The following is a 24,922-nucleotide window of genomic DNA, read 5'->3' as shown; positions in this document are numbered from 1 at the left end:
TAGTTCCAGGCTTTGTCCCTGGCTCGATCGATGCAATTTATGGTGTCGAGCCTCACGCGAAACTTCTCGATCGGTTTATTAAGCGTTATCTTTTTCCCGATCGCCTCTCATGCTCTAGAAATCCAGACCGTTCCCAATCCCCGCGAAACCAATAGCGGTTGGGTGACGGATATGGCAGATATTCTCAGCGATGAAACCGAAGCAAAAATAAACGGGACGATTTCCCAATTAGAAGCAAAAAATGGCACGGAGATTGCCGTAGTCACCGTTCCAGAAACAACCCCAGCCGCTTCTCCCAAAGCATTTACAACGGCTTTATTTAATGATTGGGGAATTGGTAAAAAAGGAGAAGATAACGGCGTATTATTGCTTGTTTCTGTGGGCGATCGTCGCGTCGAAATCGAAACCGGTTACGGCATCGAACCGATTTTGCCCGATCGAAACGTCTCTCAAATTATTGAAACCCGCATCGTTCCCAAATTTAAAGCGGGAAATATGGATGGCGGCGTGTTAGCGGGAACCCAAGCCTTGGTTACGGCTCTAGATACAACGACACCCCAACAAAATTCCCCCTTCTCCCTCTGGCAACTCTTCGGTTCCGGGATGACGCTGGTGGCTGCAGGATGGTTCGTAAAATATAAAATCGATCGTCGTCCCCGATATCTACCTTCAGAAGGGCGATCGCAATTTAACAATCGAAGACGCTACGAGACAAAGGTTCCCGTATGCTGCCAAACTTGCCGCACTCGGATGGTTGAAATCACTCCGGATATCTTATCGACTCGATTGACACCGCCCCAAAAAACGGCCCGAGAACTCAATAGCGTGGAATTTGCTGGTTGGCATTGCTACCACTGCCAACCACCTCTGCCACAGGGTAAGTTTCATTTGCGCGCTTACGTGAATCCTGCGACGGCTTACCAAGAATGTCCCCAATGTCAAGAACGGACGGTGGAGCGATTGAGTTCGATCGTTGAGCAGCCAACGTACTCCCAGCACGGACAGCGTTCCACAACTTGGGAATGTTACTGTTGCGACTACAAAACCCAGGAGTACGCAACTATCCCACGTTTGGTTCGGCAATCCCCCTCTTCGAGTACTCGTCGTCCTTCGAGTCGAAATTCTAGCAGCAGTTCTAGTAGCAGTAGTAGCTGGGGTAGTAGCTATAGTAGCAGTTCCAGTAGCGGTAGTAGCTGCAGCGGTGGTAGTTCTAGCGGTTTTGGCGGTGGTGAAAGTGGCGGTGGCGGCGCTGGTGGAGATTGGTAAAATCGAGTTTGGTTTAATACTTACCTTACGCCATGTGCAACTAAACTATCCAAAACCCAATTGAGCAGGGGACAAGGGTAATTTGTCTGCATCCTCACCACATGAGTGGAGCGAGGTATCAGCAAAAGTTTCCCAAAATTGGATGTTGGAGAAATAATTTCAAAATCGATCGTTTGTGTATAAAAAAGTAGAATCTACAGCATTTCCACCTAATTAAAAAGACAAAAAGTGAAGTCAATCAATGAATTTTGCGGGCGAATCCTTAAATTACTTAGACTAGAATTGAGGTGTGCGCTTGAGTCTAGCCTCTGCGATCGGCTAGCGTCAAATTTCTCGATCGTCAACGTCATTCTTATCTAAGTCTATTTGCTGCGAGATGATGAACTGGCCCTCAATTTCTGTTATCGTGCCCACCTACGGACGGGAGGAACCCCTGCGAGATACCCTCGTCGATGTTCTCGCCCAAGATTACCCGCAGTTTGAGACGATTGTCGTCGATCAAACCCCAACCCACGAACCAGAAACCGAAGCCTGTCTGCAAGAATTTGCCGATGCGGGCAAGATTCAGTGGTTCCGCGTGGATTGGGCGAGTTTGCCGGGGGCGCGGAACTATGCGGTGGCGCGATCGTCTGGAGAAATTATTCTGTTTATCGACGATGACGTGGAACTCGACTCCGGCTATCTCAAAGCCCACGCCCGCAACTACATCGAAAAACCCGATGTGGGGGCGGTTGCCGGACGGGTATTCGATCGCATGAAACTGGCGGACTCCGGCGGCGCACTCGCCATTGAAACCCTACCCCCGGAAGCGATGGACCCGGGAATCGCCTGGTATCATATTGACTTAGTACATACCACCCAACCCCAGCAGGTTCTCTCGGCGCGGGGTTGCAATATGTCTTTTCGCCGGGATGTCTTCGAGAAGTACGGATTGCGCTTCGACGAGCGATTTCGCGGCAGTGCAGTGCGCGAAGAGTCGGATTTTTGCCTGCGATTCCGCAAAACCGGTTACAAAATTTGGTACGACCCCGAAGCCTCGTTAGTGCATTTGGGAGAAGAAACGGGTGGATGCCACGATATTACGACCCGATCGCTCCAATATCAACTCACGTTCTACCACAATCATTTCTGGATGGGGCTCAAAAACCTCACCCCCATTCAATCTCTACGCTTTTTTAGCAAGCTCTTCGACTGCCACGTGTTGGGACATCCCCCCTGTAACAAATGCAGTTCCCTTTCCAAAACAATAGTGCGATTGGGTTTCTACAGTTTGGGCTTGCTTAGCGCCCTAAAAACATCGATTTACTCCCTTTGGGATGACGGTCAAGTTTATACGCGCCAGGTGGGTTTGAAATAAAGGATGACATTCAGCTGATGAGAAGTCTCGGGGGCTTTAGGAGTCTCCTCAACATCTCACAACCTTAAAAAAACTCAATTCGGGCTCGGACCGTTTGTTGCCAGGGTGAGGAATGGAGTCTCGAGTGATAGCTATATTCAATGATGTTAGAACAATTTAGTGCGTTCGCGAAGCGCGCGCGAGCGCAAACATCTCGCTCGCATCACCAATCGATCGCGCACAAAAATGTCCTAACCAGCCTGAATACCGCGATGCGATCGACCATGGCAGATTTCGATCTTGTTCTAGAACGGATTCCGAAACGTTGTCAGCACCGATATCGTTTAAACGACCCGCAAATCTCCCGAACTCGAACTGGCGCAACAAGAAACTCGGGTAGGTATTCCCTACCCGATTTGGAGGATTTACCCACAAACTGCGGGGAAAGCCCGATCGGTGTGCCGCCCGATCTTAGTAGGTTTCAACGTGCCAGCGATGTTCTTTCTTCATCTGCTTCTGGAAAGCACTCCAGTCCACGCCATGCTTGGAAGACGCAGCAGACATTCCTTCATCGATGCCGCCTTCCATTCCTTTCAAACCGCAGATGTAGACGTGAGTGTTGGGCTTCTGAACCAACTCCCACAGCGCATCGGCATTTTCTTGAATCCGGTGTTGGATGTACATCTTGCCACCTTCAGCATTCTTCTGCTCGCGGCTGATGGCATAGGTTAAGCGGAAGTTATCGGGATACTTCTCTTGGATAGCTTCCAACTCGTCTTTGTAGAGAATGTTGGGGGTGTAGGCGCAACCAAAGAACAACCAAGCCAAACCTTTAAAGTTGTAGCCTTCGTTTTGCTCTTTGAACATCCGCCACAGATAAGCCCGGAAGGGAGCGATTCCCGTTCCCGTTGCCATCATGATAATGGTGGCATCTTCATCGTCGGGGAGCAGCATTTCTTTGCCCACCGGTCCGGTGATTTTGACTTCAGCACCGACATCGAGATTGCATAGGTGGGTCGAGCAAACTCCATATACCCGCTCGCCAGTTTCGGGATGGTCGTATTCTAACTGTCGAACGCACAAAGAAACGGTCTTATCGTCAACCCGATCGCCGTGACGAGTCGAGGCGATCGAATACAATCTCAATTTATGGGGTTTCCCTTTATCGTCGGTGCCAGGTGGAATAATACCGATACTCTGACCTTCGACATACTTCAAATCCCCTTTAGACAGATCGAACGTCAGGTGACGCACGGTTCCGTCTCCACCTTCTCTGACGAGTCCTTCGTTGGAGAGACACTCACCCACATAAGGGTTTTTGGGGCGGTAGGTGTTGACTGGGATATTTTTTTTCGACTTTTTGGCTTTGGCCGGTTGGTCTTGTGCTTGAGTCATGGTTTTGCTCGCTTCTGCAGCGACAGGTGGGTTTGCAGAGGCGGCTTGGCTATCCCCACTAGACTCGTTTAGCGGCCGAATGCTGAGGATTTTTCCTCCTAGGCGGGAAATGCGCTTCATCTCGGAGTTCATGCGCGAGTAGGGCACCGTGAAAGATTGTTTGCCACTTTGACGTACCGCAGAGCAAGTCCCGTCGGAATTTTTGCTTTGCCCTAAGCCTTCGACTTCGTAAACAAATAGGCGGCTACCTGAGATCGTGCTATTCGCACCAGCAGCGCTGGGATTGTACATTGATGAAAATTCTCCGAATCCTTTTTTTGAATTTCATATTCGATCGTCCCGTTCTCACAACTCTCAACCAACCACTAGGATCTGCTCGTACGCTTGGAACGCAAGACCTTTGGTCCAATGAACATTGCCCAATAGACATTGGAGAGTCGATCGGACGGGACTTCATCTATTCATTCTAAATGCCAAGGTGGGATAACCAAAGCAACCTCTGGTAAGAGGCTATCAAGGCGATCGATCTGGAACTGTTAACTAGATATCAGTTTTAAGTTTTTTTAAGAGGGCGATTTCTTCTACTATGGATAGTCGGACGCTACCCGATCGGCCCCTATATTCCGCAGATTTTTGGTGTTGGGCTTGAGGATATAAGCGTCGCTGTTCCAATTGCTCTTCGTTACCTTCATGCTCTACGACTGGCTCACGCCGGCCCATTTCATTATGGTCGGTCTGCTACTTGGATTTGCCATCATTCATAGCGGACTGGCGGCTTTGCGGCCCTGGGGAGAATCAAAAATCGGCGCTCGACTTTACCGCGTCCTGTTTGCCCTTCTCAGTTTGCCCTCAGCCGTCATTTTAATCGTTTACTTCATCAACCATCGCTACGAAGGGGCACAACTGTGGATGCTTCAAGGGATTCCTGCGATGAAACCTCTCGTATGGGGTCTGTCTTTCATCTCGTTTCTATTTCTCTACCCGGCAACATTTAACTTACTCGAAGTTGCCGCAATTGCCCGTCCTCAAGTTCACTTATTTGAAAAAGGCATCATGCGCGTGTGCCGCCACCCGCAGATGGTAGGACAGGTTATTTGGTGCGTGGCCCATACTCTATGGCTGGGAACGACGTTTACTCTGGTGACTTCTCTGGGGCTGATTGCCCACCATGTTTTTGCCGTTTGGCATGGGGATCGCCGTCTGAAGCGTCGCTATGGAGAATCCTTTGACGCCCTCAAATCTCGAACTTCGATCGTCCCCTTCCTCGCCATTGCCCAAGGACGACAGACCTTTGAATGGCAGGAATTTCTCCGTCCGGCTTACGTGGGAGTCGTCGCCTTCGTCTTTGGATTTTGGTGGGCGCATCCCTGGTTGATGCAGGCAACGGGAAATCTTTTCTGATAATGGGGATCGCTAGGGACTTTTCGCTCTTAAACTTGAACAATGACCTGCTACTCGGGAACGTAGCCTGGTAGCATGATCCCATATACATACTAAATTTTTAATAAAGACAAATGACCTTGCTTATTTCTACTGATGAGCAAAGCTTTGCACGAGATGTGTTAAATGCATCTACGCCCGTCCTAGTTCATTTCTGGGCACCTTGGTGCGGATTGTGCAAGCGGATTAATCCCATATTGTTGAACTTTCAGGAGCAATGGGGCGATCGCATGGAACTTGTGGGGGTGAATGCCGATCGCAGTTTGAAATTAGCCAGCCAATACCGACTCACGACCTTGCCAACCTTAATCTTGTTTGATGGAAAGCGGGTCGTTCGTCGTTTCGAGGGGTTTCACGGACAAGATGCCTTGCGTCAGGTTCTCGAAGATATGACTCAATATTGCGCGGGGAAAGCGATGGAAGCAATTTCCATCGAATCTCGGCAGAAATTTCCAGCCTAGGAGCTCTCATCAATTCGCGATACATTTCTGAGTGGATGTGAAATTTTGACCCTCGGACGAGTTTTCGAAAGCTCGTCGAGTATTTTTGTGTGGAAAGGGGTCTACATGTGACGGACGAGCGTCTCTGGGAAAATCGGAGTTGAGCGGAGTGTCCGCTCCCCCATCGATCGCTGGTTATTGATGAGCAACTTGAACTCGAAAACGATTGATAGCAGTTGCAACGAGCGTTAGGAGAACCTAAGTTCACACGTGTATCTTACGCCTGTTTACCCAGCTGTCGCCAGTTGGAGCAAGCGAGTGCGCGCGCTCGGATTTTTTCTCCCTCGCCTCTCGAGCTTCTTCGCGCAACTTACTGGGAATTAAACTGGATTGATACTGTTTCGTCATCAGTTTATTGACACAAATCGAAGAAATCGGTGTTCTCCATTCCCCCTTCCCCATGACGGAAAATGTGTAACGTCAAGAGCGCGAACTGCTATAACATCAGACCCCTGAAAAAGATCGTCCGTTTGGTGGCTGTCTTCTCTGGATTCTATCGGTTATTTTTGAGTGGATGGTCGTATTTTTACGTCCGTTCGGATTAAGGAATGTTACATGTTAGATCGTTGGTCTAAAAGCTGTTGCTCCTAGCAATCCGAGTCGAAATCGATCCGGTCTGAAATGGGGTTTCAGGCAATCGCGAACTCACTTTTTCATGATGGAAAATGTAAAGACAAAATTATAAATTCGACGGTCTAGAACGACAGTAGGACTACTCACCTACTGGTGTGTCACAATGTAATCGTTGTTGCCAAACGATGTAAAGAAATATTAAATCGGCTCGCAATGGAACTGATATACCAATATGCCTGGTTGATTCCAGTGTTGCCCCTCGTGGCCGCAATGCTGGTCGGCGTGGGTTTAATTACTTATAACGGAGCAACGAATCGTCTGCGACAGTCGAACGCTGTTCTGATTATCTCCCTCTTAGGTGCGGCGATGACCCATTCGTTCGCTCTGCTGTGGAGTCAGATTCACGGTCACGCTCCCTACACCCACACCATCGAGTGGGCAGCGGCTGGAGACTTCCACCTGCGAATGGGCTACGTCATCGATCCCCTAACGGCGGTGATGTTGGCGATCGTGACGACGGTGGCCGTGTTGGTGATGGTTTACACAGACGGCTACATGGCTCACGACCCCGGATACGTGCGCTTCTATGCCTATCTGAGCTTGTTTAGCTCGTCGATGTTAGGCTTGGTCATCAGTCCGAATCTGGTGCAAATCTACATTTTCTGGGAATTGGTGGGGATGTGTTCCTACTTGCTGATCGGCTTTTGGTTCGATCGCAAGGCGGCTGCCGATGCCTGTCAAAAAGCCTTCGTCACCAACCGCGTCGGCGACTTCGGCTTACTCCTGGGAATGCTCGGACTCTACTGGGCAACCGGCAGTTTCGAGTTTGAAGTCGTCGGGGAACGCCTGCAAGATGCTGTGACCTCTGGTTCCCTCAGCGTCTTTCTGGCCACCCTGTTCGGGATCTTAGTCTTCCTCGGTCCGGTGGCCAAATCCGCCCAGTTTCCCCTCCACGTTTGGCTGCCCGATGCCATGGAAGGGCCAACTCCGATTTCCGCCCTCATCCACGCAGCGACGATGGTTGCCGCTGGAGTTTTTCTCATCGCGCGGATGTTCCCCGTGTTCGAGGGACTGCCGGTAACGATGAATGTCATCGCCTGGACGGGGTGCTTGACGGCATTTCTGGGTGCCAGCATTGCCATTACCCAGAACGATATCAAAAAAGGTTTAGCATATTCGACGGTTTCCCAACTCGGTTACATGGTCATGGCGATGGGGGCTGGGGCTTACACGGCCGGACTATTCCACTTGATGACCCACGCTTACTTCAAAGCCATGCTGTTCCTGGGTTCGGGATCGGTGATTCACGGCATGGAAGCAGTGGTCGGACACGATCCGGTGTTGGCCCAGGATATGCGGTTGATGGGGGGCTTGCGCAAATATATGCCCGTCACCTCCACCACATTCCTCATCGGTACGATCGCCATTTGCGGGATTCCGCCCTTCGCCGGTTTTTGGTCGAAAGATGAAATCCTCGGAGCCTCCTTTGCCGCCAATCCCGGACTGTGGTTCGTGGGTTGGTTAACCGCCGGAATTACCGCATTTTATATGTTCCGGATGTACTTCATGACCTTTGAAGGGGAATTCCGAGGCAACGACATCACCATTCGCAACCAGCTCAAAGCCTCGGCCGAACCGGTTTTCGGTCCCGGTGCGATGGATGTCAAAGAATTAGAGTCGGCAACGGAACCGCACGGCGAATCCGGACACAGCAGCGAACCCCACGAATCTCCGGCAACAATGACCTTACCCCTGGTTATCCTGGCGATTCCTTCGGTACTCATCGGATTTGTGGGTATGCCCTGGCACAACTACTTTGAAGCCTTCGTCCATGCCCCAGGAGAAATCGTTCCCACCTTTGCGGAAATGGCCGAAGAGTTTGAAGTGGGTGAGTTTGCCCTGATGGCAGGTAGTTCCGTGGGAATTTCTCTGTTGGGAATTTCTCTAGCCGTCTTGATGTACCTCAAGGGTCAAATCGATCCAGCAGCGATCGCCGCCAAAATTCAACCCCTCTACCGGTTCTCCCTCAATAAGTGGTATTTCGACAATATCTACGATTCTGTGTTCGTTCAAGGTTCTCGTCGTCTCGCCCGACAGGTGATGGAAGTGGACTACCGGATCGTCGATGGTGCGGTGAACCTGACGGGTTTAGCCACCATGTTGGGTGGTGAAGGACTCAAATACTTAGAAACCGGTCGCGCCCAATTTTACGCCCTAACCATCTTTGCCGCTGTGTTGGGGATTGTCGTCTTCTTTGGCGTGACTTGATCGATTGCTAGCGATCTCGATCGGAGTGGAGTTCGGATGCAACGTTCGGATAACACTCCCCTCGATATCCTTCCATCGGTGGGATCGCTTCTTTACCCCACCGATGGAAACGTGGAAAATCGCGCGTTTAATGAACTTTACCCATTACAATTATGGATTTTCCTTGGCTTACTACAACGATTCTCTTTCCGATCGTCGCGGCTTTGCTTATCCCCTTAATTCCGGATAAGGATGGAAAAACAGTACGCTGGTACGCCCTGGCCGTCGGACTGATCGACTTTGTCATTCTCATCTATGCCTTCTACACCGGATACGATCTGAGCAGTTCGGAGCTGCAACTGGTGGAAAGCTACTCCTGGGTTCCTCAGTTAAATCTCAACTGGTCTGTGGGGGCCGATGGCTTGGCGATGCCCCTGATTATCCTCACTGGCTTCGTCACCACCCTCGCCATCCTCGCAGCTTGGCCGGTGTCTCTCAAGCCCAAACTGTTTTACTTCCTGATGCTGGCTATGTACGGCGGACAGATTGCCGTGTTTGCCGTTCAGGATATGCTACTGTTTTTCCTGGTTTGGGAACTCGAACTGATTCCGGTCTATCTGATTCTGTCGATTTGGGGTGGGAAAAAGCGCCTCTACGCCGCGACCAAGTTTATCCTCTATACCGCTGGGGGATCGCTGTTTATTTTAGTGGCGGCTCTGACGATGGCGTTCTACGGCGATACCGTCACCTTCGATATGCAGGCGATCGCCTCGAAAGATTTCAGCGTCACCCTCCAGTTGTGGCTGTACGGGGCGTTCTTAATTGCCTTTGGGGTGAAACTGCCCATTTTTCCCTTGCATACCTGGCTGCCCGATGCCCACGGCGAAGCAACGGCCCCAGCTCACATGTTGCTGGCGGGGATTCTCCTGAAAATGGGGGGATACGCCCTGTTTCGGATGAACGCCGGGATGCTGCCCGACGCCCACGCCATTTTTGCCCCGGCATTGGTGATTCTGGGGGTGGTGAATATCATTTACGCAGCCCTCACCTCCTTCGCCCAGCGGAACCTGAAGCGCAAAATTGCTTATTCTTCCATTTCCCATATGGGATTTGTCCTCATCGGTTTGGGTTCGTTTACGAATCTGGGTACGAGTGGGGCGATGCTGCAAATGGTCTCCCACGGACTGATTGGGGCGAGTTTGTTCTTCCTGGTGGGTTGTACCTACGATCGCACCCATACCCTGATGTTGGATGAAATGGGGGGTGTCGGGAAAAAGATGAAGAAAGTGTTTGCCATGTGGACGACCTGTTCGATGGCATCCCTCGCTTTGCCCGGAATGAGTGGTTTCGTTGCCGAGGTGATGGTGTTTATCGGCTTTGCCACCAGCGATGCCTACAGCCTCTCGTTTAAGGTTGGCGTGGTATTCCTGGCAGCGGTTGGGGTGATTTTAACCCCCATCTACCTGCTATCCATGCTGCGGGAAATTTTATATGGCCCGGAAAACAAGGAGTTGCTCGAACACGAAGAACTCGTGGATGCCGAACCCCGCGAGGTGTTCGTGATTGCTTGTTTGCTGGTTCCCATCATCGGTATTGGGTTGTATCCGAAGATTTTGACCCAAATTTACGATGCCACCACCGTTCAACTGACGGCGAAGCTACGTCATGCGGTTCCGTCTTTGGTGGCGAAGGAAACCGAATCTCAATCCCAACTTTCTCAACTCTACCAAGCTCCAACTCTGGTAGACTAAGAGTGGATTAGTTAGGAATTCTCGCCCATGCTGGCGAAACTTTCAACTCAATTTGAACCCCTGGCTTTATAACCGGGGGTTTTGCTTTTTGATTCGGATTGCATCGGGAGGAACTTTTGAGATTTAGGTTTAAAACACTTCTCTTACTCGCAATCTTCTGTATATCGAAGCATCGCCTCAAACATCTGGGCATTTTTTGTCTGTGCCAATGTTAAAGGGGTAACTCCCAAAAAATTATTTTTCAGATGAGGATTAGCTCCATTTTCTAGTAATAATACGACCATTTCTGTATTGCCGCCCATCACTGCTTGATGTAATGGTGTATTCCCTTCAAGAACGCTATTGATGGCATCGATGTGCGCTCCTTTGGAAAGAAGAAATTTGACAATTTCTAAATTTCCCCCCTCCACTGCTTGGTGCAGGGGAGTTTCAACATCAGTGACTCGGTTAACATCTGCACCATGGATGACGAGTAATTCTACAATCGAGCGATAACCGCCGCCAATCGCTACATCTAGTGGAGTTTCACTATAAGGATTATTTGCCCGATTACTATCTGCACCATGCTTGATGAGTAGCTCAGTCATCTCGTAATATCCTCTCATCACGGCCAGATGCAGTACGGGTCTACACCCAAAACCCATCGAGCTTAAATCGATCGATTTAGAATTGGGATTCTCTCCTCCCTCTAAAAGTTCTCGAATGAGAGTAATATCGTTTCGACAGACTCCAGTAAAAATATCGTTTGACGCGCCTTTTTGAATGAGAAGATCGGCTATTTTATTCTGGTTTAAAAACGCGGCAATATTCAGGGGTGTTGCACCTACCTTATTTTTCAGATCGATTTCCGCACCGGCATCAACTAAGATTGAGACTACATCAAAATTGCCTTGTTGCACTGCAATAAGTAACGCGGTATCTCGATCGTAATTGAAGAGGTTCACATCTTTTTCTTTTCTAATGTATTCTCGGAGTGAATCGAGATCGCGATCGAGTACGAATTTATGGATGTCTTTTTGTTGCTGCGCAATTATGACAAATGTAATGAGGGTAAAAATATAGGAAATGATAAAAAAAACAAAAACAACTAAATAAACAGGAATTAGTACGAGACCTCTAATGATAGTAAAAATAAAACGAAAATCACGAAGATAGAGATAATTTTTAAACACGATTTCTAGAAACAGAATTGTCGGTGTTTATAAAGATTGATACAACGGCAGTTCGATCGCAAATTGAGTGCCTTCTGTGGGAGTTGAAGTACAACTCAATTTTCCGTGATGTTGTTCGACAATAATTTGGTAACTAATCGAAAGTCCCATCCCCGTGCCTTCTCCCACGGGTTTAGTAGTAAAAAACGGATCGAATATTTTCGATCTTATTTCTTCACTCATGCCAGGTCCGTTATCTTCAATGAGAATCCGAACTCGATCTCCCTCTAGTGCCTTCGTCGTAATTGTAATTCTCGGCGGTTCGGAAAGAGTCCCGTTGTTCTGGGCTTGTCTGAGAAAATAAATACCATTACTCATAATATTTAAAAAGACTTGATTGAGTTTTCCGGGGTCGCACTCGATCGAATCGATCTCATCATATTCTGTCATTACTTGAATATCCGGAGCTTGACCTTTTCCCTGCAAACAATATCGCAATAGGGCTAAGGTGCTATCGATTCCTTGATGGAGGGGAACGCGCTTCATCCCCATTTCATCCAAACGAGAAAAAATTCTTAAGTTTTGGACAATTTGGTGAATTCTCTGAGTGCCAATTTTCATCGAACCGAGCAGTTTGGGCAGATCTTGGCTCAAAAACTCAAAGTCGATCGACTCTTGGCAATCTTGAATTTCTGCAACGGGATTAGGGTAATATTTTTGATAGAGTAACAGTAAATGTAATAACTCGTTCAAATAATCATCGGCATAAGACAGATTCGTTTCGATAAAAGTCACTGGGTTGTTGAGTTCGTGGGCAACTCCAGCAACGAGTTGACCCAACCCCATCATTTTTTCGTTCTGCACTAATTGACTCTGGGCTTGTTTGAGTTCCTTAACCGTCTGTGAAAGTTGCTCGGTCAGATGATATTGTCGCAAGCCCGCCCGCACCCGTGCCTTTAGCTCATTAGGATCGACGGGTTTGGTGAGAAAGTCATCGGCCCCGGCATCCAACCCAGCAATGCGATCGGCGATCGCCTCGCGAGAGGATAGTAAAATAAAAAACGTTCTTCCCAGACTCGGATCTCCCTTCACCTGCCGACAAACATCGATCCCGTCCATCAACGGCATCACCCAATCGCAAATAATCAACGCCGGCTGCATCTGGCGAAATCGCTCTAACCCTTCCACTCCATTTGTCGCGACGATCGGATCGTAGCCTGCCCCCCGTAAGTTCCGTTGAAGAAATAGCCGGCTTGTGGCATCATCCTCCACCACCAAAATTCTTGACATTGTCTGTTGGGATCGGGGTTTACGATTCGTTGCAATGCTCCGGCCAGCGGTCAACAAACGCTTCTAACTCCTCGAGGATACTCTCCAAGCGAGCGACCAATTCCCTCATGCCATCGAGCGTTCCCGCTTTGGCGTGCTGTTCGAGATCTCGGGCAATTTCGGGCATCATCCGCACCGCCGCCGTACTGCTGGCGCCCTTGAGTTGGTGAGCTTTGCGAGCTAGGGTGACAAAATCTTCATTCTCGATCGCATCTTTAACCTGTTGAACTTGAAGCGGCGCATCTTCGAGAAACGTTTCCAACACTTCTCGTTGAAACTCCGGATCTCCCATGGTGAATTGTGCGAGGCGGTCTAAATCAACAGGGGGTTGCATGGGAGAATCGATCGGGGGAGGTGGGCTATCGAGATTCTGGGAAACTGTAGAAGGCTCTTGGGGTTTCTCGCTTTCTACATTTTCGCTCAAAGTGGTGGGTTTTGAGAGCCATTGAGTTAAAACCGCCGCCAAATTACCTAAATCGACAGGTTTGCTGATATAGTCATCCATCCCAGCAGCCAAACACTTTTGCCGATCTCCCTTGAGTGCGTTGGCCGTCATCGCAACAATGGTCGTGTGGCGTTCCTCGCCTTCTCGCTCCCTCAAGGTTTTGGTGGTTTCGTAGCCATCGAGAGCGGGCATCAGGCAATCCATCAATACCAGATCGTAATTATCAGCCGCGAGTTTTTCTAGAGCTTCGAGACCATTGGTGGCACAAACCACCCGCCCAATTCCAAGCTGTTTGAGTTGATTGAGCACGACTTTTTGATTGATCGGCGTATCTTCCACCACCAAAATTTTTAGGCTTTTGAGTCGCTCGGGGCGGATCGGGAGAGTAGAGGTCTCCGCCACACCCGGATTGACGGCCGAACCATCGAAGCTGGCATTTTCCGGTGCCATGCCCCCCGCAATCCGGGCAATGGTCTCCAGCAGCCGGGACGCCTTCATCGGTTTGAGGACGTATCCAGCCGCCCCCTCCTCCAACAAACGTTTGACTTGTCCGTGCTGGCGAATCGACGCTTGCACGATCCATTGAGTGTCCGATAAGTCCGGATCGAAGCTAATGAGTTGACCGAGCATTTCCCCTTGCAGTTTAGGGTTTTGTAAATCGATGGTGACCAGATGGTAAGGTTGTTGCGCTTGGACTGCCCGGCGCAAAGCGGCGATCGCGCTTTGAGCATCTCGCACCCGCTGGCACTGAAGCCCCCAAGCCGCTGCATAGGCTCCGATGGCTTCAGAACTGTTGGGATTGTCGTCGACAATCAGCAACCTCAAACCGGACACCTCGGGGAAATCGATGGTTCTGGGAGAAACTGGATGCCGTGCTGGCTCGAACCGGGCGGTAAACCAAAACGTCGAACCTTGTCCCAAACAACTGGTGACACCAATTTGCCCCTCCATGAGTGCCACGAGTTGCTTGCTAATGGCCAATCCCAAACCCGTGCCCCCGTACTGGCGCGTGGTGGAGGCATCCACTTGGGAAAAGGAGTCAAATAATTTACTCTGACTTTCCGGGGCAATGCCGATGCCGGTATCTTTGACCTCGAAGCGGAGCACGATGGGGGATGGCGTACCCTCTTCGGTCTGAGTTTCGGAGACTTCGGCAAAGGAAACGCCCACGAGAACCTCGCCGTCGAGGGTAAATTTAATCGCATTCCCGATCAAATTGAGCAAAATTTGCCGCAGTCGGGCCGCATCCCCTCGGAGGTTGGTGGGGACGTGGCGATCGATGGCTGCAAACAGTTCCAATCCTTTGCTCTGAGCTTGAGTGGCGAGTAAATCCACCACATCTTCCAAACAGGCATTCAAGTCGAAATCGATGGTCTCGAGCTGCATTTGACCGGCTTCGAGCTTCGAGAAATCTAAAATGTCGTTAATCAGTAACAACAAGTTCTGACCGCTGGTTCTCAACGTTTTGACGAAGTCTTGTTGTTCCCGATTGAGGGGCGTTTTCAGTAGCAAGTCCGTCATGCCGATCACCCCATTCATCGGGGTGCGGATTTCGTGACTCATATTTGCCAAAAACTGAGATTTCATCCGGGAGGCTTCAATGGCAGCTTCGCGAGCCTCTACAAGTTCGTCAATGGCTTGGGTGACGATGGCAATACCGCCAATTTCTCCTTTACTGACGTACCAGGGTTGAATCGCCCGTCGCAGGTAGAGGGTGGAACCATCCGCGCGATGCCAGCTTTCTTCGGGACTGGAGATGACCTCGCCCGCTAAAGCCCGTCGGTCTGCCTCGAGCCAATTGTCGGGCCAATCGGGAACTAACTCGTAGTGCGATCTTCCGATGAGTTGTTCCCCGTCAAGATCGTAGTCGATGAGCCATTGGTTGCTGTGAGCCATATAGCACATTTGGCGATCGAGCAGGGCCATCGCGACGGGAACGTGAGTAATAATTTGCCGCAGCTGTTGGCGTTCGGCCAGAAGTGCCCGTTCGGCGAGCTGACGCTCGATAAAGATCGAAATCGCCGTGGCGGCCGCTCGGAGCAGTTCGATTTCTAAAGTTTCCCATTCTTTGGCGATCGTGCGGTGCTCGAAACCGATGGAGCCAAAAAATTGACCGTTCACCGACAGGGGTAAGATGAGAACCGAATGTAAGCCTCGCTCCATGAGAACCTGGCATTCCGATTCGGGAAAATCTTGGGGTCGGCCGACGATTTCTTGTCCCCGAGCGAGTAAGTCGAGCCAACGGGGAAACCAGTCCGTTTCGGGCGAACCCCCTGGGAGACTCTCAGACCCTTCAGAGGATGACGCGAACCACTGAGTGCGTCGGATGGTTTGCCCGCTATTGGAATCGCGCTCGCAAATATATACCCGACTTGCATCGCTGGCGCGTCCGAGGGGTTCGATGGTTCTTGAATGCTCGAAAATGCGATCGCCCCCCACGAGCAAGCGACGCTGCACCTCCACCAGAGCCGCCAGATAGCGCTCCCGTTTGGCAAGGGCTTCTTCGGCTTGTTTGCGTTCGGTAATATCCCGGGCAATGCCATCGAGGCGGACGGGTTCTCCGTCGCGATCGAAAATCGATCGCGCCCGTTCTTGGAGCCAGCGCACTTCTCCGGAGGCTTTGACGATCCGAAATTCGATCGTACTGCTCCCGAGCTCTAACGCTTCGAGATGGGCGAGATCGTAGCGGTGGCGGTCTTCGGGATGAATGCTTTGCCGCCATAAATTGCGATCGCGCAGAAAATCATGGGCGTTGCGATTATAGACTTTCGTCACCGCCGAGCTGATGTAGAGCAGCGTGCCATCGACGACGGAGCGAGACCACACCACATCATCGAGGGAGGCAAGGATGCTATCGAGGCGTTCTTGACTTTGGGCGCGGGCCACTTGCGCCCGTTCCCGTTCCCGAGCTTCGATCGCCAGGGAAATGACGTAGGCGAGGTAGTTGGCAAAGTTTTGTTCTTCCACGGCCCAGGGTCGGATCGAGCCGATATGCTCGTGGCACAAAATTCCCATGGTTTGTCCGCCGACGCGAATGGGCACGTCGAGAGTGGAGGTAATTCCCAAGGGTGCGAGATAGCGCTCGAAATACTCTTGGGTGCGCGGATCGCTTTGAACTCGATCGACCGCGATCGCATTTTGGGATTCGATCGCCCGAAAATAATTGGCGCTATTGTTTTTTTGCATCTCATCCCCCTGGGAATAGCGATCGGGGGTAATTTCGTAGAGCAGGCTGCAGTGCAGTTTGGATTTATCTTCGTTATAAAACCAAACGCTGGAACGTTCGACGTTCAGGGTGCGCGCCGAAATTTGGACGATTTCGCGCAACGCCAGTTCCAAGTCTCCAGAGTACAATTGGGGCTTGCGCGCCATTTCCAACATCGCCAGTTGCTGTTTTCGCAGGCGAATTTCGCTCGCGCGCAGGGCTTCTTCCGATCGCTTGCGATCGCTAATATCGGTAATGGAACCCACCATGCGCGTGGCATGACCGCCGTCGTCCCATAGGGCTTGACCGCGATTGAGGATCCATTTGTAGCTGCCATCTCGGCAGCGCATCCGATGTTCGACGGTATAGTAGGGCGTTTGACCGGCGAGATGGTCTCTCAGGGCCGCCATCACCCATTCTCGTTCCTCCGGATGAACCCGATCGACCCAGGCCTCGAAGCGATCGCCGATTTCTCCGTTTTCGTAGCCGAGCATTTCCTGCCAGCGGGAGGAAAAAAACATGTCGTTGGAGTTGGGGTTCCAATCCCAGATGCCATCCCCGGTTCCCCGCAGGGCGAGTTGCCACCGTTCTTCGCTATCGCGCAACGCCGCTTCGGCCCAAGTGCGTCCGGCAATTTCCGAATCTAAGGCGCTGTTGGCTTGCAACAACTCGGCGGTGCGTTCGCGGACTCGGTTTTCTAAGTCGTTGTTAACGCGATAGAGGGCTTCTTCTGCCCATTTACGTTGCAGTTCGGCAGCGGCGCGGGCGGCAAATACGCTGATGATATATTGCACCCGTTGCGGATCGGACAGGGGTTTATCGTCGAGGACGCACAGGTTGCCGATGGGTTGTTGGTGGGTGTCGAATAAGGGAATGCCGAAATAGGAGACCGCTTCCATCTCCACCAAATCGGGGGCGTCGGGAAAGTGTTCTTGCAGCCGTGCGGGATAGCACAAGGGTTTTCCCTGGCACCGCACTTGTTCGCAGGGTTTGTTAGCGATCTCGAGGTGGGAGGTTTCGAGAAATCGATCGCCGGTCCATCCCGCCAGCAGGTGAACGCGATCGGGCACATCTCGATCGGTTTCGGTCACCAAAGCATAGCGCACTCCCAAGGCTAAGGCCAGATGCCTCACCAACGCCCGAAAGAATTCTTTGCCCGTCACTGACGCCGTCCCGGCCACGATATTGTGCAGGGCGGCTTCGGCTTTCTGACGTTCGGAAATCTCCCGTTCGAGTTGGGAAATGGTTTCTTTGAGTTGCTCGTTTTGCCGACCGACTTTGCGGGCTAAAGCCGCGTTCATTTTGGCGATCGCCGCGTCGTTTTCTCGCCGTTGGGTAATATCTCGACCGACGCAGATAAAGGTGGGGTCTTCGTCGAAATCGGAGTAGATCGCCGAACAGGAAAAGGCGATCGGTACCGGGGAACCGGTTTGGGTCTGACAGACGATTTCCACCTGGGTTTTGAGGGGTTCTCGATCGTCGCTGGCGAGAAAGACTTTCGATTGTTCCCCCACTTGGAGGAGCAAACTTAACAGGAGATCGGCATCGGGACTGAGCATCGAAACCGGTTGTCCCATTAACTCGGCTTCGTCGTAACCGAGTAAGTCTTGGGCGGTTTGATTGGCGGTGACGATGGTGCCCGTATGTGTCATAATCAGGAGCACGTCCGCCATTTCGGTAATAATTTGGTGCAGGTAGCTCCGGGTTCGCGATAAATTATTGAGTAAAAGTTTGGTTTCGTGAACTTCCTGGACTAAATGCTGTTTGACGAGGGTGCGTTCGGTAGAATCTTCAAACACCACGTACAGACGATCGGACCGCGTACCTTGCCCGCGATCGCCGATCAGGTAGAGGTCGAAGTAAAATGGCAGCTCTGGATTGGTTTGTCGGTCGATCGCCGAGATCGTCCAACGAGGTTGCCGACCATCTAGAATCCGTTCGATCTGAGGCTCGATGCCGATAATTTCTGGAAAAGCTCCCCGTACGTCTCGACCGATTTGTACTTCTGGCTCGCGATCGGCAAATTGCCTCGCGTTGGGGGAGATTTCAACGATCGTGAAATCTCGATCTAAAACGAGGTACTCTAACTGAAACGAAGCCAGAAACTTCTTCAAGATATTACTCATATCTGCTATCCGAGCTGACAGAAAGAATTCCAGGAATGGGAAATTCTAAATTCTATAAGTTGTGATGGCAAAGTCCGGGCAAGCTGCCCAACCGCCAAGGTTTGTAATTTATCGATTCAATCGCAATTTAAAAAATTAAATTTCGAGCTAGGTTTTCAAATATCTCGTCTACGCAGTCACCTGTTTTGGCCGATGTAAAACAACGATGTATCACATTTGGAAAACGGCTCAAGTCGATATATTTATTTAATTTTTCGAGTTGAGGATGACTGACTAAGTCGGCTTTATTGAAAGCAACGGAAATCGAACTTTTGGGGTTGACGGATGCAAAAAGTCCAATTCGTTCTTTCAAATTTTCAACGGTTTCCAAACGAGTAACGTCCGCAACAACTAATGCACCCGCAGCACCCTGTAAGTAACTTGGGGCAATGGCTTTAAAGCGCGTATGCCCTTCCAAATCCCAGATAATCAGCTGGAGTTTTGCTGATTTTTGTGGGTCTTCGTGGGTAATTTCAATGGTTTTTCGAGAGATTTTTACCCCAACGGTTGAAAGATACCGATCGCTAAATTCGCGTTCGACATAACGGCGGATCAGGCTAGTTTTTCCTACCCCAAAATCCCCGACCATACAGATTTTTTTAGATATCGTTGCCATTATCACCTGCAGTTTGCCGATCGGTGGTTTGGATCGGTTCAAATCGGACACATCGACTTAAAGCTAAGGGTTGCTCGGCACTCACATCCGGAGGACGTTCGATCGAGCCGTGGGCGATTAAACGTTCGGGTTCTATCCCGCGAGCGATTAGGCTATTCTTAACGGCGTTCGCTCGTTGCTGTGCCAGGGATCGATTAGCATTTCGACGACCCGTAATATCGCTATGCCCGACAATTTTCAGTTTGAGCTCCCGATGTTGTTCGAGCAGTTGCCCGATGGGTACGATCTTAGCGGCTTCGGTCTCTGTTGGATAGGCAATCCCTTTATCGAAGTAAATTCGCGCGCTCAAGATTTGAGACCAGCTCTGTAACTGTAGAGCTGTCACGACAGAATCAACCCCAGGAATCTCGTCGAAAGCTTGGGTCAATAATTCGGCTTGGCTCGCACTCTCGATGGTTCCTCGTACCCTAACTTGATTGTCTATATAATCGGCCCAAATATCAATGTCTTCGATGCGATTGAAGAATCCGACGAGGCGTTGAACTTCCGCTTCGGCGACGGTGGGATTGGGGGGAACCTTCGCCGCGAGAATGCTATTATCGATTTCCCACTGGGGCAGCGCTTCCTCGGTGACTCTTTGGGCGAGAGTACGGGAAAACTCATCGGGTAACTTTCCCGACAGTTGGAGTTTCCGACCTCGCACCCGCGGGTCGATCCGATAAATTGCCAGCTCTGGCGTTGAGTCGAGAGCCACTTGCACCCGTCGTTCGATATGGCGCTCGTAGAGTCGCCAACCCCCCAAAATCGTCGTTCCCAACAGCAGGAGCGCACCTACGGCTAAAACCGTGGTCGGTGGAGAGGTAGAATGCTTGCGCTCGTTCTCCACTTCGGCGGTGTGCATCAAAATTTCCAGATGCTGGCGAACGGGGTCGGGAATGGAATCGGGGTCTCCTTCAAATTCTTCGAGGTGGCGATCGTATTTCCGGACGATCGTTCCGAGGGTTTGCCGCATTTTGGCCAAAAAAGATTTGGAAGGTTCTCCCTGAATCGAAACGGCAAGATAGCAGTATCCTGCGACTTCTAAGACGATCTTCGAGCCGCTGTATTCAATTTCGTGGAGTTCGGAGGTCTGACCCTCCCGGGCGATACAATCGTTGGCAAAGCTGCGAATCGCCGTGAGCATTCCAGCAATCATTTCCGATTCGAGCCTTTCGCCACCGCTTTTCTGCACTTCCGCCACAATTAAACCCGAGGCTTTGTGAATCAGAAAAATGGCTTCCACGATACAGGGCATCGACTCCCGCAGAATCAGTTCCGCTTCGGAAACCCCCTGGATTTTGGCGCGAATCTTGCGCTCGACGCCTTGAATGCTGAGGGCATTTTCAACTTTGGCGTTAATCTCGCGAATGGCTTCCCCCATATACTTGGAAATGGTTGCCCCGATTACAGGATAGAGGGCATCCACCATCGCATCCCGTTCGAGTTCGATTTGGGCTTTAATGGCGCGTCCCATTTCCGAACCCAAGGCATCTTTGATGGCATCGCGATCGATGCGAATTTGCTTTTTAATCGCCGAGGCCACTTCCGGTGCAATGGCACTGGCGATCTGTTCGGGAGAATTTTCAATTTCTTGGGCGATCGCCATGGGAATGACATCGGCGAGGGCTTCCCCGAGGGATGCGAGATCTTGCTGGCTTTTTTCGAGCAGGACGCGATCGATAATCGGAACTAACATGTCGCAAATCCCGGCTTGGGTTTCCCGTACCCGTTGTGTCAGCAGCTCGTTAATCAGCGGCAATAAGGGATCGACCAGATCGGTGGGTTCGTAGATTTGACCTTCGAGGTGCTCGAGTTGCGCTTCGATCTCATCGATCCGAGTTTGCATCTGTTCCCACGGCACCGAAGGTTCTGGAGGCGCGGGAGTGGGAGACTCTGGTGGGGATTTCTCGACGGGTTCCTTGGGAGGGTTCTTCGGGAAAGAGGTGTCGAAGAGGTTCGATGGGGGTGATGGCGATGGGGACGTTTTCGCCGGTTCAGCAGCAGAGTCGGTGTTTTTTTGACCGTTAATGGATGCGAGCAGTCTCTGCAATCGTCCCCCAGCAGAACTCTGTTGTTTTGAGGCTTGTTTTGAAGCTTGAAGAAAATCCCAAGATAGGGAAGTACTCAGGTGCTGGCTCATCAACTCTTGCAAGCGCCCTCTGGAGGATTTTGGTTTTTGGGGGGGGTTTGAAGGTGGTGGGGGTTCTGTTTCTTGGATGGTTGCAAGGGGGGCAGGCGGTTCCGATATTGTTTCTTCGGGAATGGGAGAGGGAGTGACTTCGAGTTCGTCTTCCTCACGGGAAAAAACATTCTGGGAGGCTCGAATGGTGTCATCGTCAAGAACATCGGTTAACAGATCGAGCCAATTGCCAACTGTATCTCCAGTTTCGGCGATCGACTCCCTACTTTCGAGATCGTTTGCATCGGAGCGATCGATCTTTTTCCATGACTCCATCGGCACAAATAGCTCGCGCTTCAACTCACAATAGACGATTTGAATTTCGGTGGTGGACCGTGCCCGGTATTTGGCTTCCTCTCAAGACCAAAACAGCCTTTGGGTTTTGGATGGGGAGCTGACCGTCTCTGGATAAGATTGTCAGGTAGATCGTACCTGGGTGTTTCGTTCCCCTCCTTAACTTTAAACCCGCGATCGCTCCTGGTGGCTAATCTACTCTAAATGCCGATTGTCTGATTCGGGGAGTAATAATTCTCCGTTTTGTTGGGTGGTACGATTCGAATCCGACTCTTGAATGTAGTTTTTGCCTTTAAGTTTCATACAAAAATCGAAAAACAGCTCTGCGATTTCATCTTTAGAAAGTTTTTCTTCTAGCAAATTGCCATAGTGTTTTTCTAATTCTTCAAGTAAAGATTTTTGCAGATTCGACAAGTCATTCTGGAAGTTATCTTTAACCTGAGATATTTCTAGTTGAATGGACTTAGATTGACTATCTAATGCCGAATTCAAAGAGACGATCTGGGTCGATAATTTTTGACCGGTACTATCTAAATCTTGACGCAGGTCGGCAATTTCATCATCGGCCGCCGCACTGAGATACTGAAGCTTCTTTTCGATCGAACTGACAGAGGTTTGGAGATCGATTGAGAATCCTTCTCTCAAATCTTTCAGCTGTTTTTGAACTTCTTTTTGAAAATTCGCTAAACTAGATTCTAAACTTTGAAAGCGATTTTCATAAGTTTGAATTTTTTCTCCGAATAAAATATCGCGAATTTGTTCGATATTGCCGAGCCTATCTTTGAGATCGGTGGAAATTTCAGACATAGATTACAGAAGTTGCGAGTGACTTTAATATGCTAAGGTAGCACCCGAGAAGTAACAAATTTTCTTTTATATTTTACATAGGAAGATGGAATGTTATTTAAAGCGTTAAAATTCGATCGAAAATGGCGGTAATATTTAAGATTTAAAAATAAAAGGATAAATATACCCAATCTTATCACGCGATCGCCGTCGCGAGAATGTCTCCATGTCTCGATCTCGACAGCAGTCGCAACGGTTTCGAGTCACGGACAACGGAACCCTTGAGGGCAATCTCGAGATCCTCAGTCGAACGCGAGCCAGACAAAGCTAAAATAACGTAAATTCGGGTTAAGCCGCAGCCGGAAATCGTGAATCTGGGCGAAGTTCGAGGGGTCTGGCGATTCGAGAGTGTCTGGGGAAACACACTCAGACCCGGCACACCACACCGGAGTGAATCGTCTCTCGGTTCAGGGGGAAAACTCCATTCCCCATTCCCCGTTCCCTATTCCCCATTCCCCACCTTCACCCGCAACTGTCCGATCCCGAACTGACGTTAAAATAGATGGCGAGTTGAGATGCCCCCTGGAGACGATATTATGACCCAAACCGAGTACGAACCGATTATCGGGCTGGAAACCCACTGCCAGCTCGGTACCGCCACCAAAATTTTCTCGAACTCCTCCACGGAATTCGGAGCAACTCCTAACACGAATATCGACCCGATTTGTATGGGATTGCCGGGGGTGTTGCCCGTTCTCAATCAAAAGGTTTTAGAATACGCGGTCAAAGCGGGCTTAGCTCTCAACTGCCAAATCGCTCCCTACAGCAAGTTCGATCGCAAGCAATACTTCTACCCGGATTTACCGAAGAACTACCAAATTTCTCAGTACGATCTGCCCATTGCCACGGATGGATGGCTCGAAATCGAGCTGGTGGATGAAGATGGCAACCCGAAGCGCAAGAAAATCGGGATTACGCGCGCTCACATGGAGGAAGATGCGGGGAAACTCGTTCACGGGGGTAGCGATCGCTTAGCGGGTTCGACGTACTCTTTGGTGGACTACAACCGCGCGGGGGTTCCCCTACTCGAAATTGTCTCGGAACCCGATATTCGCACCGGACAAGAGGCGGCCGAATACGGTCAGGAGTTACAGCGGATCGTGCGCTATCTGGGAGTGGGCGACGGCAACATGGAAGAGGGTTCCTTGCGTTGCGACGTGAATATCTCCGTGCGTCCGGTGGGCCAGAAGGAATTTGGCGTGAAGGTGGAAATTAAGAATATGAACTCCTTCAGTGCCATCCAAAAGGCGATCGACTATGAAATCGAGCGGCAAATCGCCGCCATTGAGGCTGGAGAGAAGGAGAAGATCGTCCAAGAAACTCGGTTGTGGGATGAAAACGCCCAGTGCACTGTGAGTATGCGCACGAAGGAAGGGTCGAGCGATTATCGCTATTTCCCGGAACCGGATCTCGGACCGATCGAAGTCTCCCCGCAGCAACTGGAAGCTTGGAGATCTGAACTTCCAGAACTTCCCGCCCAAAAACGGCATCGATACGAAGAGAAGCTGGGTTTGAGCGCCTACGATACCCGTGTCCTGACGGAGGAACGAGCGGTTGCCGAATATTTTGAAATGGCGACGAATCTGGGCGCACCGACCAAACAAGCGGCGAACTGGGTGATGGGGGATATTACAGCTTATCTGAAGACGTCCAAGCAAAGTATTACCGAAATTGCCCTGACACCAGCGATTCTGGCGGAGTTAATTGACCTGATCGAAACGGGAACCATTAGCGGGAAAATTGCCAAGGAGATTTTGCCGGAACTACTCGCCAATGGCGGCTCGGCGAAAGAACTCGTCGAAAGCAAGGGTCTGACGCAAATTTCCGATACGGGAGCTTTGGAAAAACTGATTGACGAGGTGCTTGCAGACCATCCCAAGGAATTGGAACAGTATCGCAACGGTAAAAAGAAGCTACAGGGCTTTTTTGTCGGTCAGGTGATGAAACGCACCAGCGGACGCGCCGATCCGAAGTTGACCAATCAGTTGCTGGCTCCGAAGTTAAAGGGGTAAAGATGCGATCGGGCGGTGAAGAAAGAACAGGGTTCGCTAATTTAATTGAGGGGCTTGACCCCCCACCCCAAAATCGCTATACTCATGTTAAGTAGATGCACCCTGATGGCGGGGAGAGTGAGAACTCTCCCTT

At 50.5% G+C, this 24,922-nt stretch carries 14 protein-coding genes; 7 read left to right on the top strand and 7 right to left on the bottom strand.

Going from position 1 to position 24,922, the window contains the following annotated elements:
• Nucleotides 1-39: 39 nt before the first annotated feature.
• Nucleotides 40-1,266, top strand: coding sequence for a TPM domain-containing protein (locus AC2215_RS11815; protein WP_486810199.1), 1,227 nt, complete (start codon nucleotides 40-42; stop codon nucleotides 1,264-1,266).
• 379 nt (nucleotides 1,267-1,645) lie between these two features.
• The gene (gene hpsN / locus AC2215_RS11810; protein WP_486810207.1) at nucleotides 1,646-2,623 is read left to right on the top strand and encodes a hormogonium polysaccharide biosynthesis glycosyltransferase HpsN; all 978 of its coding nucleotides are present in this window, start codon (nucleotides 1,646-1,648) and stop codon (nucleotides 2,621-2,623) included.
• 450 nt (nucleotides 2,624-3,073) lie between these two features.
• Here the strand turns inward: hpsN and cpcD/petH are convergent, their stop codons facing one another.
• A complete protein-coding gene (cpcD/petH, locus tag AC2215_RS11805) occupies nucleotides 3,074-4,288 on the bottom strand; it encodes a bifunctional rod-capping linker CpcD/ferredoxin--NADP reductase PetH (protein ID WP_486810198.1) in 1,215 nt (404 codons plus the stop codon).
• A 399-nt stretch (nucleotides 4,289-4,687) separates the two neighbouring features.
• Here cpcD/petH and AC2215_RS11800 point away from each other — a divergent pair, with 399 nt between their 5' ends.
• The 4 genes from AC2215_RS11800 (at nucleotide 4,688) to ndhD1 (ending at nucleotide 10,508) form a co-directional block, all read left to right on the top strand.
• Entirely contained in the window at nucleotides 4,688-5,398 is a 711-nt protein-coding gene (locus AC2215_RS11800; protein WP_486810197.1) for an NnrU family protein, read from the top strand.
• 113 nt (nucleotides 5,399-5,511) lie between these two features.
• The gene (locus AC2215_RS11795) at nucleotides 5,512-5,898 is read left to right on the top strand and encodes a thioredoxin family protein (RefSeq protein WP_486810196.1); all 387 of its coding nucleotides are present in this window, start codon (nucleotides 5,512-5,514) and stop codon (nucleotides 5,896-5,898) included.
• An 825-nt stretch (nucleotides 5,899-6,723) separates the two neighbouring features.
• Nucleotides 6,724-8,778 carry an NAD(P)H-quinone oxidoreductase subunit 5 gene (locus tag AC2215_RS11790; protein WP_486810195.1) on the top strand — a complete coding sequence of 685 codons (2,055 nt, stop codon included), beginning with the start codon at nucleotides 6,724-6,726 and terminating at the stop codon, nucleotides 8,776-8,778.
• 149 nt (nucleotides 8,779-8,927) lie between these two features.
• Entirely contained in the window at nucleotides 8,928-10,508 is a 1,581-nt protein-coding gene (gene ndhD1 / locus AC2215_RS11785; protein WP_486810206.1) for a photosynthetic/respiratory NAD(P)H-quinone oxidoreductase subunit D1, read from the top strand.
• 143 nt (nucleotides 10,509-10,651) lie between these two features.
• Here the strand turns inward: ndhD1 and AC2215_RS11780 are convergent, their stop codons facing one another.
• The 6 genes from AC2215_RS11780 to AC2215_RS11755 form a co-directional block, all read right to left on the bottom strand.
• Complete coding sequence (locus tag AC2215_RS11780) at nucleotides 10,652-11,680, bottom strand: ankyrin repeat domain-containing protein (RefSeq protein ID WP_486810194.1); 1,029 nt, start codon at nucleotides 11,678-11,680, stop codon at nucleotides 10,652-10,654.
• A 27-nt stretch (nucleotides 11,681-11,707) separates the two neighbouring features.
• A complete protein-coding gene (locus tag AC2215_RS11775) occupies nucleotides 11,708-12,949 on the bottom strand; it encodes an ATP-binding protein (protein WP_486810193.1) in 1,242 nt (413 codons plus the stop codon).
• A 19-nt stretch (nucleotides 12,950-12,968) separates the two neighbouring features.
• Nucleotides 12,969-18,764 carry a PAS domain S-box protein gene (locus AC2215_RS11770; protein ID WP_486810192.1) on the bottom strand — a complete coding sequence of 1,932 codons (5,796 nt, stop codon included), beginning with the start codon at nucleotides 18,762-18,764 and terminating at the stop codon, nucleotides 12,969-12,971.
• 127 nt (nucleotides 18,765-18,891) lie between these two features.
• Complete coding sequence (locus AC2215_RS11765; RefSeq protein WP_486810191.1) at nucleotides 18,892-19,419, bottom strand: Rab family GTPase; 528 nt, start codon at nucleotides 19,417-19,419, stop codon at nucleotides 18,892-18,894.
• Entirely contained in the window at nucleotides 19,403-21,913 is a 2,511-nt protein-coding gene (locus AC2215_RS11760; protein ID WP_486810190.1) for an OmpA family protein, read from the bottom strand. The genes AC2215_RS11765 and AC2215_RS11760 overlap by 17 nt, the downstream gene beginning before the upstream one ends.
• A gap of 213 nt (nucleotides 21,914-22,126) precedes the next feature.
• A complete protein-coding gene (locus tag AC2215_RS11755) occupies nucleotides 22,127-22,738 on the bottom strand; it encodes a hypothetical protein (RefSeq protein WP_486810189.1) in 612 nt (203 codons plus the stop codon).
• A gap of 575 nt (nucleotides 22,739-23,313) precedes the next feature.
• On the opposite strand from AC2215_RS11755, the gene gatB reads away from it, so the two are divergent.
• The gene (gene gatB / locus AC2215_RS11750; RefSeq protein ID WP_486810188.1) at nucleotides 23,314-24,789 is read left to right on the top strand and encodes an Asp-tRNA(Asn)/Glu-tRNA(Gln) amidotransferase subunit GatB; all 1,476 of its coding nucleotides are present in this window, start codon (nucleotides 23,314-23,316) and stop codon (nucleotides 24,787-24,789) included.
• The last annotated feature ends 133 nt before the right edge of the window (nucleotides 24,790-24,922 follow it).

This window comes from Zarconia sp. (genome assembly GCF_057467645.1).
Note: the sequence above shows the minus strand (reverse complement) of the source record. Positions and strands in the feature narration are given on the sequence as shown.